The organism is Sphingomonas sp. MMS24-J13 (assembly GCF_044905095.1).
Taxonomy (GTDB): domain Bacteria; phylum Pseudomonadota; class Alphaproteobacteria; order Sphingomonadales; family Sphingomonadaceae; genus Sphingomonas_I.
This window is the reverse complement of record NZ_CP173258.1, coordinates 1913479-1928326: the sequence shown is the minus strand read 5'-3', so window position 1 is coordinate 1928326 and position 14848 is coordinate 1913479. Positions and strand designations below refer to the sequence as shown.

Annotated in this window: 15 protein-coding genes; 8 read left to right on the top strand and 7 right to left on the bottom strand. The window is 61.8% G+C overall.

Annotated elements, in window-relative coordinates:
* Nucleotides 1–7: 7 nt before the first annotated feature.
* Nucleotides 8–280: an EamA family transporter gene (locus AB4Z44_RS09090; RefSeq protein WP_404713720.1), complete on the bottom strand. Its 273-nt coding sequence runs from the start codon at nt 278–280 to the stop codon at nt 8–10.
* 71 nt (nt 281–351) lie between these two features.
* Nucleotides 352–1581, bottom strand: coding sequence for an MFS transporter (locus AB4Z44_RS09085; RefSeq protein WP_404713719.1), 1230 nt, complete (start codon nt 1579–1581; stop codon nt 352–354).
* A gap of 552 nt (nt 1582–2133) precedes the next feature.
* Between AB4Z44_RS09085 and AB4Z44_RS09080 the strand changes: the two genes are divergently transcribed.
* From AB4Z44_RS09080 to dmpG, 7 genes are all read left to right on the top strand, one after another.
* A complete protein-coding gene (locus tag AB4Z44_RS09080) occupies nt 2134–3081 on the top strand; it encodes a 3-carboxyethylcatechol 2,3-dioxygenase (protein WP_404713718.1) in 948 nt (315 codons plus the stop codon).
* Nucleotides 3082–3122: 41 nt separating this feature from the next.
* Nucleotides 3123–3860, top strand: coding sequence for an SDR family oxidoreductase (locus AB4Z44_RS09075; RefSeq protein WP_404713717.1), 738 nt, complete (start codon nt 3123–3125; stop codon nt 3858–3860).
* Nucleotides 3861–3942: 82 nt separating this feature from the next.
* On the top strand, nt 3943–4824 hold the full coding sequence (locus tag AB4Z44_RS09070) for an alpha/beta fold hydrolase (protein WP_404713716.1): 882 nt from the start codon (nt 3943–3945) through the stop codon (nt 4822–4824).
* Nucleotides 4821–5699, top strand: coding sequence for an IclR family transcriptional regulator C-terminal domain-containing protein (locus AB4Z44_RS09065; RefSeq protein WP_404713715.1), 879 nt, complete (start codon nt 4821–4823; stop codon nt 5697–5699). The genes AB4Z44_RS09070 and AB4Z44_RS09065 overlap by 4 nt, the downstream gene beginning before the upstream one ends.
* An 8-nt stretch (nt 5700–5707) precedes the next feature.
* A complete protein-coding gene (locus tag AB4Z44_RS09060; RefSeq protein ID WP_404713714.1) occupies nt 5708–6496 on the top strand; it encodes a 2-keto-4-pentenoate hydratase in 789 nt (262 codons plus the stop codon).
* A complete protein-coding gene (locus AB4Z44_RS09055) occupies nt 6496–7446 on the top strand; it encodes an acetaldehyde dehydrogenase (acetylating) (protein WP_404713713.1) in 951 nt (316 codons plus the stop codon). The genes AB4Z44_RS09060 and AB4Z44_RS09055 overlap by 1 nt, the downstream gene beginning before the upstream one ends.
* Nucleotides 7443–8489: a 4-hydroxy-2-oxovalerate aldolase gene (dmpG, locus tag AB4Z44_RS09050; RefSeq protein ID WP_404713712.1), complete on the top strand. Its 1047-nt coding sequence runs from the start codon at nt 7443–7445 to the stop codon at nt 8487–8489. The genes AB4Z44_RS09055 and dmpG overlap by 4 nt, the downstream gene beginning before the upstream one ends.
* A gap of 304 nt (nt 8490–8793) precedes the next feature.
* On the opposite strand, the gene gstA is transcribed toward dmpG, so the two are convergent.
* The 5 genes from gstA to AB4Z44_RS09025 form a co-directional block, all read right to left on the bottom strand.
* The gene (gstA, locus tag AB4Z44_RS09045) at nt 8794–9396 is read right to left on the bottom strand and encodes a glutathione transferase GstA (protein WP_404713711.1); all 603 of its coding nucleotides are present in this window, start codon (nt 9394–9396) and stop codon (nt 8794–8796) included.
* A 173-nt stretch (nt 9397–9569) separates the two neighbouring features.
* Entirely contained in the window at nt 9570–10583 is a 1014-nt protein-coding gene (locus AB4Z44_RS09040) for a polysaccharide deacetylase family protein (protein WP_404713710.1), read from the bottom strand.
* Nucleotides 10584–10720: 137 nt separating this feature from the next.
* On the bottom strand, nt 10721–11527 hold the full coding sequence (locus tag AB4Z44_RS09035; protein ID WP_404713709.1) for an SDR family NAD(P)-dependent oxidoreductase: 807 nt from the start codon (nt 11525–11527) through the stop codon (nt 10721–10723).
* Between the two features lie 222 nt (nt 11528–11749).
* On the bottom strand, nt 11750–12865 hold the full coding sequence (locus AB4Z44_RS09030; protein ID WP_404713708.1) for an NAD(P)-binding domain-containing protein: 1116 nt from the start codon (nt 12863–12865) through the stop codon (nt 11750–11752).
* Nucleotides 12862–13755, bottom strand: coding sequence for a DoxX family protein (locus AB4Z44_RS09025; protein ID WP_404713707.1), 894 nt, complete (start codon nt 13753–13755; stop codon nt 12862–12864). Before AB4Z44_RS09025 ends, AB4Z44_RS09030 begins: the two co-directional genes overlap by 4 nt.
* A 173-nt stretch (nt 13756–13928) precedes the next feature.
* Between AB4Z44_RS09025 and AB4Z44_RS09020 the strand changes: the two genes are divergently transcribed.
* Nucleotides 13929–14831, top strand: a complete 903-nt coding sequence (locus AB4Z44_RS09020) for a LysR substrate-binding domain-containing protein (protein ID WP_404713706.1) — start codon at nt 13929–13931, stop codon at nt 14829–14831.
* Nucleotides 14832–14848: the final 17 nt, after the last annotated feature.

The window sequence follows — 14848 nt, the reverse complement described above, 5'->3', positions numbered from 1 at the left end:
GCTGGCACTAGACTAGCATCGTCACGCCAAGAAGCGCCGCCCCGCCTAGCGCGCGGACTGGGACGGGCGAACGCCGCCATCGGACCAACGCGAACGGCAGGAGGATGAGCGCCGCGAGCGAGAAGCGTAGCGTTGCCACCATCAACGGATGAAGCGCGTCGCCGGCAATCTTGAATGCAAGGAAATTGGCGCCATTGTAGAACCATTGGTATTCGACGGCGAGAAGGACCAGCCCGCGATGCGAGCTCCAGTCTGAGCCTTTCGTTGCGTTTACCGTCATGTCGGCGACCTTTCTTCAGGTAGCGATACGCGTTTACTGCGGAAGTTTGGCATGAGCCGGGCCTGAAGCGCCTATATTTCGGCAGTTCCGTGGTGCAGCGAGACGATCAGGCCGAGGATTGCAGCAAAAGCCCCAACCGCACACGATCCCAGCCAGCCTGCGTCGGCATAAGCGAGACCCGATGCAAGCGAGAAGACCGAGCCCCCCACAAACATGCTGATCGTGTAGACGGCATTGAGCCTGGAGCGCATATCCTGCGCCAACCGATAAAGCATCGTGCGGTTGGAGATGTCGACCGTTACGGACGCCACGTCGAGCACAATCAGTCCCACCGCCATAAGCGGTATGTTCGACCTGCAAAGGATGAAAATCGCCCACGCCACCAGGGTGGCTGCCATTGCGCCGGATCTCGCCCTACCGAGCCCGAAGCGATTGGCTGCGCGTGCGAAGATTGGAGCGGTCGCGGCAGACGCTGCAGCGACCAGGCCCACCAAGCCGATCGCACTCACCGACCAACCGAAGTGTTGGCTCAGATAGAGCGTTGCCCCGACCCAGAAGGCGTTGAACGAGCCGAACGTGGTAGCCTGGGTGAATGCCGCAATCTGGAGCTTTCGCTCCGTGCGCGCCAGCCGGATCATCGAGAGAAGAAGGCTGCCATAGCTCTTCCGCTGTCCGGTCGTGGTCGGCCTGACAATGCCCAGAGCCATTGCCAGAAGGCCTATCGTGAGAGCTGCAGCCGTCCAGTAGACCGCCCTCCATCCGAAGCTTCCGGCAATTAAGCCCGAGACCGCTCTGGCAAGAAGGATACCGACGATCACACCGCGGGTCAGGACAGCAGTGACGTGAGCGAGCCTTTTCGGGCGCACGCGCGTCGAGGCATAGGGAGGCAGCAGATACGGCGTGATTCCAAACAGTCCGATCGCAAAGCAGGACGCAAACAACCCGTACGAACTTGGGATTACCGGAATCGCGAGCAACGCGAGCGCTTGAAGCGGGAGAACGATGCAAAGCATGCGCCGCGGCTGGACCGTGTCCGCGAGGGGGAGGAGCGTAACCAACCCCGTGGCGAGGCCCAGCTGCGTCAACGCTGGCAGCAGCCCCCATAGCCGAACCGGCAGCGCGAAATAATGCCCCACCTCTGCGATCAGCGGCTGGATATAGTAACCGTTTGCGATCGCTACGCAGACGATGAGGGAAAGGCCGTGCATCTCTCTTTCCGACATGTCGACGCTTGATTCACGTGACAAAGCCTGCGGAGAAACCACTTCGATTGGGTCGTCAGGGGTCGGTTCGTTCGGCATGGCCTCAGTTCTGGGTCCAATTGTTCATCGTGATCGCAGGGCTTTTCGGATGCAGTCGGCAATCTGATTTCAGCGAATAGAACTGTCCGACCACGACGTGACGTCGAACGGACGCTCGAGCGGCGTTGGTTTAGTGGCGGGCGTTTGCAGATCTCGCGGCCCATTTGTTGATTAGCTGAATGGCGATACGATGGAGGCGGCTGCCTCCGCGGCGGATACTGAAAGGCATGTGGTCGTGACCCGTCGTTGGCCTGGGATCGAAGGCCCGCGATTTGTGCGCCGCGTGAACGCCGGTTCGGGCCAGCGTTAATGCGCGCCGGCGCCGACACTGGAATTTCGTCCGCATCCGTAAAACCTCAGCCTGTCGATTTAAGCGCCCACCAAGAAGGGCAAAGTCATCCAAAATTCACGTTGAAAAGCCGGGCGGTGCACTTTGTGCACACGGATCGGAACGGCCGCTAGACGGGCACAGAGTGCACAGATCGGTATTCGCGGTGGAGAGTCAGGGGGGGCAACGGCACTAACGACCTCCTGACAAGAAGGCTTCTGTCCATGCTAGCGTTCGCCGCCTGCCTCTCTCATACGCCGCTCCAGGGAATGTTTGATCCCTCGGCGGAGGTTCTCGACGAAATTGAAGCGGCCAAAGCCGAACTCCGTGCAAACATCGTAGCGTTCGAGCCTGAGATCGTATTTCTTTTCGCACCCGACCATTTCAATGGCTTCTTCTACGACCTGATGCCGCAATTCTGCATCGGCACTGCCGCAGACGCTCTCGGGGACTTCGATACGCTCGCGGGAAAACTCAACGTTGCACCTGAGGCAGCACAGTGCGCAGCTTCCGTGCTGGCACAAGAAATCGACGTTGCCGTCTCACACCAAATGAAAGTGGATCACGGCTTCACCGAGCCGCTCCGCGACATCTTTGGCTCGCTTGATACGCCGCCGATCGTCCCGATCTTCATAAATTCTGTCGCTCCGCCGTTCGCTAGCTGTCGTCGTGCACGAGTGATGGGTGAGGCGGTCGGTCGATTTGCTCGCGGCCTTGGCAAACGCGCGTTGATGATCGGCTCTGGCGGCCTGTCTCACGAGCCGCCGGTTCCGCAGATCGAAGGTGCCCCGCCTGAGGTAGCGCGGCGGCTGATCGACGGCCGCAATCCCAATGACGAAGCGGTTGCCGGCCGCCGTTTGCGCCTCATGGACGCGGCGCGGAATCTCACTCTCGCCGAGCCGCCATCGAAACCACTCAATCCCCAATGGGATCATGCTTTCATCGCCATGGCCGCCACCGGCCACGCCGACGCCTTCGACATCCTCAAGGATGATGAGATCACCCAGGAAGCTGGTGCGTCCGCTCACGAGGTCCGCACCTGGATCGCCGCTCTGTCGGCGGTCGGCGCGGATGCTGGCTACGATTTCCGGTCGATATACTATCGCGCCATTCCGGAGTGGATCGCCGGCTTCGGCGTTGCATCCGCCAAGCGCACTGAAATCGCCGCATGAGCGGCGCGCATCGCTTTCACACTTACAAATAGGAAAACACAATGTCGGGTATAGATCTGAATGGAGCCAAGGTCTTGGTGATTGGCGGCAGCGCTGGCATCGGGCTTGAGGTTGCGCTGCAAGCTTCCGCGGCAGGCGCCGCGGTCCACGTCGCTGCGCGGGGAGCCGACGCTCTCGAGCGGTTGCGGGGGCGGCACCTGCGCATCACCACCCATCAGGTGGACGCCAAGGATGCGGACGCTCTCGAACAGCTTCTCGCGACAGTCGGCAACATCGACCACGTGGCAATGACCGTCCACGAGTCTGCCGCGCGCCTTGGTATCGACACTGTCGCGGGAAACATGAAACTGGAAGCGGCGGCTGAATATTTCAACGGCAAGTTCTGGAGCCAATATCGCGTCGTCCAGGCAGTGCTGCCTCGCCTCTCTGATGGCGGGTCCATCACGTTGACCTCCGGGGTCGCGAGCCGGTCCGGGATGGCCAATCACTCCATGATCGGTGCCGCGAACGCCGCGATCGAAGCATCGGCCAGGCAGCTTGCCAAGGAGATCGCTCCGAAGCGCATCAATGTCGTAGCGCCGGGTGTGACCGCTACCTCGACCTATGACGCCATGCCCGAGGAAGCGCGCGGGAACTTCATCCGAGCAACGACGGCGAAAGTGCCCTTGCAGCGGATCGCCCAGCCCGACGAGATCGCCCTGGCTTACCTGTTCGCCATGGGGTGCGGCTATCTGACGGGTGAAATCATCGACGCAAGCGGCGGCCAGCTCGTCGCCTGATGGAGGACAGGTGGTCCGCGCCTGATGCCACATCCCGCGACCTGATCCGCACCGAACACCCACGATCCACGGAGCCCTTCAAATGGCACTCGCAGACCCTTCCATCGTTTTTCCGTCCGTGTGGGCGGACCTGCGCCAAGTCTCTTTCACTCAAGGTTTCCTCGATGCCAGCGGCATCCGCACCCGTTTCCTGAGCTCGGGTGACCCGAGCAAACCCCTCCTTCTCCTTCTGCATGGCATCGGCGGCCATGCCGAGGCTTATGTGAGGAATCTCGGGCCGCACGCGGATCTGTTCTGGACGGTCGCAATCGACCTGATCGGTCACGGTTGGACGGACAAGCCCGCCATCAACTACGAACTTCCCGACTATGCGGCGCACGTTCTGGCGGTGATCAAGGCGCTCGGCCGCGACCGGGCGCACATCTCTGGCGAATCTATCGGCGGCTGGATCGCATCGTACATCGCGGTCTATCATCCCGAAGTCGTCGATCGGCTCGTGCTCAACACGGCGGCTGGCTGGACGGCGCATCCGGAGGTGATGGCTCGGATCACGAAACTTTCGACCGAGGCCGCGGAAGACCCGTCAGTAGAGCGGATCCGCACGCGCCTCGAGTTCCTGATGTACGACAAAGCCCTCGTCAGCGACGATCTGGTCGAGACGCGTCGTGCGATCTACGCGCAGCCCGGATTCGCGGAGACGATGAAGCGAACGCTCTCGCTGCAGGACATGGCGACAAGGCGCCGCAACATGCTGACCGAAGCCGACTATCAATCGATCAAGGCGCCCACGCTTGTCGTCTGGACGTCGCATGATCCGACCGCGACACCCGAGGAGGGTCGCCAGATTGCGGACATGATCCCCGACGCCCGCTATATCGTCATGAACGAATGCGGCCATTGGCCGCAATATGAGGACGCGGATCGCTTCAACGCCGAGCATATCGCTTTTCTGACGGACAAATGACCGAGGTCAGCACCATGGAAAAACTGCCGGACGATTCGAATGGTGTCGATCCCGGCAGCGGCCACTACAAGCTGGTGAACGGGCTCGCGCGAGGGCTGACGATCCTGCAAACTCTGGTCGATGCCCCGAACGGCCGTGCGTCACCGACAGAGGTTGCCGCACATACCGGTCTGCACAGGACGACCGTTCGGCGTTTGCTCGAAACCCTCGCAGAAGAGGGCTTCGTTACCCGCAGCGACGGCGATGGCTCTTTCCAGCTGACCGGCCGGTTGCGGCTCATGGCGGCGAGCTTGACCGATCACGAGTGGATCTCGAGCATTGCTGCGCCCATTCTGAGGGATCTTTCCGATCAGGTGGTTTGGCCGTGTGACCTGTCCATACCGGACGGAACCGCGATGCTAATCCGGGACTCGACACATCACTCCAGCCCGCTTTCTTTCCATCGCGGCATGATCGGAACCCGCCTTCCCATGCTGCGCACCGCTATGGGGCGTGCGTATCTGGCCTTTTCGCGTCCGGAAGTCCGTGAAGCGGTACTCCGGCTCATCCAGGCCGATCCCGATCCGGAGGCACGAGAGACCGGGAGCGGCTTCGATGCCGAAGGGGTGATCGAGCGCACCCGGCAGCAGGGTTTTGGTCTCAATTACCGGGAATGGAAGCCAGAAGAGAAGACGGCCGCGATTGCGCTTCCGATCATGACGCGAGCGCATGACGTCGCTGCCTGCATCAATATCATCGTGAATACGGCCGGGATGACCACCGAGAGGATCATCGGCGATTTCCTTCCACCACTTCGGCAAGCAGCCGAGCTTATCGAGGCTCGGGCGCGCAAACAGCTGACGGAGCCCAACGGGCCCGGAAATTTGACATGTTAGGAGTTCCCATGCTTGCAGCGTCCCAAACCGAGGCCGCCGTTCGTCTTCGCGAGGCCTACGATGGCGGCGCCATCCCACCGCTGCGTGATCTCCTCGCGCCAGACGACGCCGATATGGCCTATGCGGTACAGGCCGCCAATACGGGCTTCTGGACTGAGCAGGGCCGGCGCATCGTGGGCCGCAAAGTTGGTCTCACAGCCAAGGCGGTCCAGAAACAGCTCGGTGTCGACCAACCCGATTTCGGCGTCCTGTTCGACGACATGGAAATTGTCGACGGCGGGCGGCTGGATCCGTCCCGCGCACTACAACCAAAAGTCGAGGCCGAGGTGGCGCTGATCCTCGATGCGGACCTCGCGGGACCTGACATAAGTTTTGAGGACGTCTCGAACGCCGTCGGGGCGGTGGCTCCCGCCATCGAGATCGTGGACAGCCGCATCGCGGATTGGAAGATTACTTTCGCAGACACGGTCGCGGACAACGGCAGTTCCGCCTTCTTCGTGCTTGGCGCCGATCGTAAACCGCTCAGCGGTCTCGATCTATGGACGTGCGGCATGGCGCTCGAGATCAACGGCGAGGTCGTGTCCGTCGGTGCCGGCGCCGCATGCCTCGGCCACCCCCTCAATGCCGCACTCTGGCTGGCGAAAACCCTCGTCGGGAGGGGCGAGCCACTCCGTGCCGGCGACATCGTTCTGACGGGCGCCCTGGGGCCGATGGTAGCCCTCGCGCCCGGCGACGGGGTTCGCGCCACGGTCGGTGGCTTGGGCGCAGTTTCCTTCCGCTATGAGGAGAACCGGTAATGGCCAGTGGTCCGAAGACCAAGGTTGCGATCATTGGGTCGGGCAATATCGGCACCGATCTCATGATCAAGGTGATGCGATTGTCGAACGTGCTCGAGATGGGGGCGTTCGTTGGCATCGATCCGGAATCGGATGGTCTCAAGCGTGCCGAGCGGCTGGGAGTGGCGATCACGGCGGGCGGGATCGAGGGTCTGATGGCAATGCCGGGCTTCCGCGACATCGCGATCGTTTTCGACGCGACGTCCGCTGGCGCGCACAAGCGGCACAGTGAACTGCTGATAGCCGCGGGCAAACGTGTCGTGGATCTGACCCCGGCGGCGATCGGGCCATACACCATTCCCGCCGTCAACGGGGACGCGCACCTCGATGCCCCCAACGTCAATATGGTGACCTGTGGAGGGCAGGCGACGATTCCGATGGTGGCGGCGGTCAACCGGGTGGCAAAGGTGCGCTATGGCGAAATCGTCGCCTCGATCGCGTCCAAGTCGGCGGGTCCCGGCACGCGAGCCAACATCGACGAGTTCACCGAAACCACCAGCCAGGCGATCGTCGCGGTGGGCGGTGCGACGCGCGGCAAGGCGATTATCGTGCTCAATCCGGCCGAGCCGCCGCTGATCATGCGCGATACGGTCTATTGTCTGTGCGACGATGCCGACCAGGCCGCGATCACCGCCTCGGTTGAGCAGATGGTCGCCGAGGTCCAGAGCTACGTTCCCGGCTACCGGCTCAAACAAGCGGTGCAGTTCGAGCATATCGGCTCCAATCGCCCGCTGCGCATTCCCGAGATGGACGGCGAGTTCACCGGGCTCAAGGTCACCATCTTTCTCGAGGTAGAGGGCGCCGCCCATTATCTCCCGGCCTATGCCGGCAATCTCGACATCATGACATCGGCCGCGCTCAAGACCGCCGAGAAGATCGCATTGCGCAGCCATGAAGGGATCGCCGCATGACCTTCGATCCAACGATGCAGAAGCTTTATATCCAGGACGTCACACTGCGCGACGGCATGCATGCGATCAGGCATCAATATGGGCTGGATCACGTCAAGGCGATCGCCAAAGCGCTCGATGCCGCCAAGGTCGATGCGATCGAGGTGGCGCATGGCGACGGACTATCGGGCTCATCGTTCAATTACGGCTTCGGCGCACATACCGACTGGGACTGGATCGGCGCGGTCGCCGAGGTGCTGGAGCATAGCGTGCTCACCACACTGCTGTTGCCCGGCATCGGCACCATCCACGATCTAAAGCACGCCTTTGATCTCGGCGTGCGTTCGGTGCGTGTCGCGACCCACTGCACCGAGGCGGACGTTTCGAAGCAGCATATCGAATATGCGCGAAAGCTCGGGATGGACGTCTCGGGCTTCCTCATGATGAGCCACATGTCCGAGCCGGCGCTGCTCGCGCAACAAGCCAAGCTGATGGAAAGCTACGGGGCGCATTGCGTCTATGTCACCGATAGTGGCGGGGCGTTGACCATGGACGCCTATGCGGCCCGACTGCAGGCCTATGACCGTGTGCTCAAGCCCGAAACCGAGCGTGGCGTACACGCCCACCACAATCTCTCGTTGGGCGTCGCGAACTCGATCGTCGCCGTTCAGAACGGGGCTGTGCGCGTGGATGCGAGCCTTGCTGGCATGGGGGCGGGCGCGGGCAATGCCCCATTGGAGGTGTTCATTGCCGCCGCCGATGTTTACGGCTGGAAGCACGGATGCGACCTCTTCGCCCTGATGGATGCGGCCGAGGACCTCGTGCGGCCGCTTCAGGATCGCCCGGTCCGCGTCGACCGTGAAACTCTCAGCCTCGGCTATGCGGGCGTCTATTCGAGCTTTCTGCGTCACGCGGAGAAGGCTGCCAACGATCACGGCCTCGACACGCGCGCGATCCTGATCGAGCTCGGGCGGCGCAAGATGGTCGGCGGCCAGGAAGACATGATTGTCGATGTCGCGCTCGACATGGTCGCGAGCAGGGACCCGCACAGGACTGCAAAATAGCGCGGGCCGGTCTGGGCGCAGCGGTCATTGCCTGGTATTGACCAGAGGGCGCATGCGGCACTTGAACACTGCGTCGCGAGGGTCAGGGTGTCCCGATAACGTTTGCCCCTCTACCTATTCATACGCCTCAATTTCGCTGAGACACGGGGAGGTCGCGTACCGCGCCTCGTCTCTGACAAGGCCTTCTGCGACAACCTGATATTGCGCACAGGTGGATCGGAACCGGCAGCGCGCGGGCGATGTCGGTTGAGGGCAGGGCACTGACGGCCGAACAGCCTTTTCAGCGCGCGGCTGAAATCTTCGCCTACTTCTCTGCGTCGAGAGCCAGCTGGACCGCAGGCCTCGCCATGACTCGTCCGGCGTGCGCAACGACATTGGGAAATTGCGATATGTCGAATCCAGTGAACGAGCCCCATCTCTGGATCACAAATAGATAGGCATCTGCGAGGGAAAAATCCGCACCTGTAATAAATGGGCGTCCATCGGAGAGAAGCTGCTCAATGAATGCGAACCTACGCGTGAGGTAGTCCATGGCTGCACTGCGCGCATTGGGCGCCAGCGCGGGATCGAATAGTCGGCCGAACGTCTTGTGCAACTCAGTGGCGATATAGCTCAGGTGACTGTTCAACCGGGCCCGCTCGATCGTGCCGGACAGCGGCGCAAGCGTGCCAGGGGCATAATTATCAACGAGATATTGCGTGATCGCTGGTCCTTCGGTCAGAAGCTCCCCGTCGTCGAGCTCCAGCGCGGGCACATATCCCTTTGGATTGATCGCCAGATAATCGGCGCCGGATTCGGTTCGCTTGGTCGCGGGATCGACGCGGTCGAGGGTGAAGGCCAGGTTGAGTTCGCGCAGCACGATGTGCGGCGACAAGGAGCAGGAGGAGGGCGAGTAGAACAGCTTCATCGGACGTCCCTTCTATCAGACGATGATGGTTTGGCTGGCGGGTGACGTCGCCCCGCCACGTGCGCGGCAGTCGGTCCGGCGTTGATGCCTCGAAAAGGTTTTCCAGACGTTCCTGGGCGACTTTCATTCATCTGCCCGGACCTTTTGAACCGTCAGCTTGGCGTTGCAGCGGATTATGGCAGCCCTGATTCCGCAGGCGGAAGGCGGTGTACGATTGGGGTGTTCTGACGCTGCGATAGCGCCCAGCGCGCGATCTCGTCCTTCCGCGCGAACCAGATGCCGTCGTGGCTCTTGGCATATTTGAAGAAGCGGTCGAGCACGCGGATGCGGTTGGCGTGACCGCTGACGCGGTCGTGCATGCCGATCACCATCAGCCGGCGTCTGGTCGCCGCTTCTTCGTAAAGCTGGTCGAACTCGTCGCGCAGTGACTGCTCATGCCCGGCCGGATCGTAGCCCTGGAACGGGAACAGAAAGTCGTTCATGTGGATGGTGTAGGGCACCATCGCGAAGTCGCGGCCGCGCACGGGGATGATGAAAGGTTCGTCGCGGCTTGGCTCGTCGATGCTGTAGAGAAAGCCGAGATCCTGCAGGGTCTCCGAAATGTGGATCGAGTTGCGGAGCCAAAAGGCGTTCCACCCAACAGGCTGCTGGCCGGTGATACGCTTGATGGTGTCGACCGATTCCTTGATGAACGCCTTCTCCTGTTCGCGCGGGAGGTCATAAGACGCCGACCAGGTCGGGCCGTGTGCGCCGGGCTCGTGTCCGCGCTTGACGATCTCGCGGGCCAGGTCCGGATTCTGTTCGATCGCCTTGCCGATCATGAAGGACGTGACCTTGATGTCGTGCTTGTCGAACAAGTCGAGCGCGCGCGGGATTCCCTCGTTTGTCCCATAAGCGAAGAACGTGTTGGTCGGCTGGTCGGAGAAACCGGGCTTGATCGGCTCGGACAGCGGGCCGCCCGCGCCCGAAATCGGCTGCCCGCCGCCTTCGAACATCAAGGAGATGCTGATCGCCAGCCGTGCGCCGTTCGGCCAGAACGAACCCGGCTTTCCCGACAATGGCCTCTCGACCGCGTCTGCACCGCGATCAGCCGCGACAGCGGACGGCGCGATTGCCGCCAATGCGCCGATTGCTGCGGCACCGGCGAAGGCGCGGCGGGTCAGCGCGAATTCTGTTGTTTCGGACATGATGATTATTCCTCGTGATCGGATCAGGACGCGCCCGCGTCGGAGAACGCTTCGGCGATGGCCCTGCAGATGCCACCGGCCGCTCCGACCACCGGGGCGCGTTGGTTGGTCAGATTGATCGCCATCGCACCAACCCCTCATAGCGTCGTCACAGAGCCGCCATCGACGCGCAGGTTGGTGCCCGTGACGAACGCTGCTCCTTCGGAGGCGAGGAACACGACCGCTGCAGCGACATCCTCGGGCCGGCACGGGCGGCCGACGCCGATGTTCGGGCGAAATCCAGCCAGGAAGTACGTTGCCAGGTCGTCGCGCGAAAGCGCCTCGGCGCCCTCCTGCTGCGCAAGAACGTCGCGTAGTGTCTGCGTGTCGACAAAGGCCGGCGACACCACGTTCACGAGCACGCCCTTTTCAGCATATGCTTTGGCCAGGCCTTTGCTCAGAATGTTGAGCGCGCCTTTGGCAGCGCCGTATTCGATACCGATCGGGTCCGGCTGGACGCCGCTTTCGGACGAGATGTTGATAATCCGTCCCCAGCCACGTTCGGCCATTTTGGGCGCGAGCGCTCGGGCGACCCGCACGGCAGAAAGCACGTTGAACTCCCACGTTGCCTGCCAGTCTTCGTCAGGCACCTCATCGAATGGGCGGAACAAGCCGCCTGTCGAGGATATGACGCCGCCTGCGTTGTTCACCGCGATGTCGATGGGGCCAAGCGTCGCCTCGGCGGTCTTGATCGCGGCAGCCAAGCTTTTGGCACTCATGACGTCGCCGCCAACGGCGAGCGCGCCATCGCCAAGATCGTCTACGACCCGACCGAGCCGCTCGGCATTGCGGGCGAGCAGGGCAACCTTGACGCCTTCGCGGTGCAACGCACGCGCGATTGCCTCACCAATGCCCTGGCTGGCCCCGGTCACTAGTGCGACGCGGCCTTTGATCTGCGTGTCCATGTTGCCTCCGAGAAGCGGGACGCCGCTCGGCGTCCGTGGTGATCACAAGTAGATGAGCCTCGGAGCGGCATTCCGAAAGCTGGTGCCATTGGCATGACATTCGTTCCGGCGAGTCCGTAATCTTCTCGGCGACGCCATCGTCCCGGCCGTAAGACGATTGCTTCGCCGCCGAGGTCGGCTCGGGAGAAAGAAAGCGCAGGGCTCACTTCCACCCTTCGCACATCACAAGTCGGGCAGCTTGGCAGTGGGAGAAAAGCTGTACCGGGCGATGCGCCACTTTCCGTCGCTTTCCTTCTGGAGGAGAAAGAGCTCATGGAAGGTGGACGGCGTGCCCTGTCCGGTCCGGATGGGCGTGAAAATCCCAGCGGAATCCGTACGAACGAAAGCCCATTCCGGTGACATCTGAACGAGCTCTTCGATCGTGGTGTGCATATTGAAGCGAATCGTATGGAACGTGTTCTCGTAATTCCGGCGAACAGCGTCAGTGCCGACGACAGTAGGAAGCATGAACGGCAACATTACAGGGTCTTGTGTGTATAATTGGAGGACGGCCTCGAGGTTTCCGCTGTTCAGCGCCTTGAAATAACTTACGATCGGTTCCTCGATATCCGCTGCCTCTGGGGTATTGCCCGCTCGAGCTGCTTCGGTGATCTGGACCTCGTCGGACACTCGAATTTGCTGCTTCTCAGACATTCCGGAAGGACCGTCCCTGGAAAGGCCCAACGCCTCACGGATCGCGGAACCCGTCATGCCGGTGTCATAGACCTCGGTCCCACGATCGAACTCGCGCGAGCGGTCAAGTGCGCCCACGATCACGGGATCGAAGCCGGCATCGACGACGAGCGCGGATGCGATCTGCAACGCTTCGTCGTCATCCGATGCAAGCGGGATGCCGACGCGCGGTTCCACCCGGTGCGCTTCGTTGGCGAGGACCTTGTCCCATACGGTATTGAACGCGCGCACGACACGGACACCTGGGAGCCATTCGCGCAGGTACGCGCCTGTGCCTCTGCCCGACCCGAGAACTTCTTCTGCCAGCGCGCCATCCCTGCTCAACGTGGGGTTGCTTGTGTCGAGGACGACCTTGCGCTCGAGCGCAAGATGATTGGCCGGCCCGAACGCGGGCAATTCCTTGAAGGGGATCGATAGCAAGATGACGTCCCCGAACGCGATCGCCTGATCCGGGGTGCCGGTAGTCGCAGCACCACCGGCCGCTTCGACCAGTTCGGACAGCGACTCCGGGTGGCGCGAAGCGAACATGACGTCGTGACCGGACCTTGACCACAAGGTCCCGATCAGTCCGCCAATCTTGCCTGCTCCAACAATGCCGATTTTCATCCTACCTCTCCATTCTGGTTGCTGGCCCGCGCGCGAGCCATGAGAGCTTGGGGGGATGTATTGAGACCAAGCCTCGCATCGAGAGAGATCGGGCCCGCCCCAAAGATCCCGAATAGGGCGACCGCAAAGGCCCAGAACACCGGGAACTCCACACCGAGACCAGGCAAGGCCCAGCTGTAACCGATGCTGAAATGTCCGCCGATGCCTACCGCGAACAGCAGATAGACGGTGCCCAAGACCGCAATCGGGCGGGTCATCAGGCCGAACGCGAGGCCAATGCAGACCGTAATCTCGATCAGGCCGGCCAATACGACCGAGGCCGACGGAAATGGCATGCCGATCTTACCGAAATAGTCGACAAAGACGTCGAACGGAATTGGCCCTGCAAAGACGTGTCCCGTGAAATGGGAAATGAACATCAACCCGACATAGGCGCGCAATAGGGTCGCGATCCAATCGGCAGCGCGGAAACTCGCGTCCCCAGAACCCCCGGAAATTGTTCGTTGCGCCTGCGCCAGCATATAGAGCGCGACGGCCGCCCCGAGGACCAATGTAAGCGGCTCGATGAAAGGGATTCCCGGCCCTGTCTCGCCCAGCATCAGTCCGTCAACCTTGGGTGCTGGCTGTCCCGCCGGGATAAGCCAGGTCGTCGACAGGAGGCGCCCCGCGACCAGCCCTGGCAGCAGAACGAGGAGCGGTTCAAAGAAATATCCATTGGGGTGACGGATGAGCAATGCCGCACCCCACACCGCAACGATCAAACATGCAACGACCACTACCATCGTCCACACGGGGAGGGGGTTGGACACGATCGCGTAGAGCGACGCGATGCAGAAAACGGCCACGAGCGCGCTCAAGACGACGCGAAGCGCTCCAATCACGTGCGACATCCGCCGCCTCCTGGTCAGTAGCCTGCGGCGAAGCGCCGTGAGCCTTGGTCAGGAGATGATCGGTCGCGCCAAGGTTCGAAAGCCGTGCCAAGGTCAGCGGTTTGCTTCCCAGGATTACGCAATCACCGGAAAGCGGCTAGGACGCGCCTAGGGTTGTAGATGGAGCGTCGCGCATGGCTACGGACAAGTTGGGGAGCATCCTCGCCTTTGTTCGTGTGGCGGAGCTTGGCAGCTTCGCGAAAGCCGCCAGGGCGCTTGGCATCTCATCCTCGGCGGTGAGCAAGAGCGTCGCGCGTCTCGAGGACCGTCTGGAACTCCGGCTCTTCCAGCGGACGACGCGGTCGCTCGGCTTGACCGAGGAGGGGCGCTTGTTCTTTCAAACGTGCGAAAGGCTATTGGCGGAACTGGATGATGCCGAGCGGTCGATACGGGAGCGCGCGACCGTCCCTGCGGGCGTCTTGCGGGTCGAGCTCCCGACAGCGCTCGGACGATTGAAGATCGTGCCGGCGCTTGTGACTCTGACGGGTAAATATCCCGCGCTGCGGATCGACGCATCCTTCGACGACCGATTGACCGACCTGATCGATACAGGATTGGATGCAGTCGTGCGCATCGGGGAGCCGCGGGACTCGCGGTTGATGGTTCGCCGGGTCGGTAGCGTTTGCTATATCGTCTGTGCCGCCCCCTCCTTCATCGAGAAACATGGCAAGCCGGAAAGTCCGGATGACCTTGAACGCTTCACCTGCATTCGAAGAGTGCCACATGGCAAGGCGTCATACGCTACCTGGAAATTCGCATCGCCGCACGATGGCAGCCTGTTCGAACGAGAAGTGGCAGGGACGCTCGGCTTCGACAGCAACGATGTTATCGTCGATGCCGGCATTGCCGGCGACGGTCTCGTCCAGCTGCATACTTATATGGCTGAGCCATATCTGAAATCGGGCCAGCTTGTGCAAGTCTTGTCCGAATATGCAGCACCGGGGCCGCCTATCTCCGTGCTTTTTCCCTCGAACCGCCACCTCTCACCCAAAGTACGTGTCTTCATCGATTTTGTAATTGATGTCCTGCGCTCATGACTGCCGCCTCGCGTTCG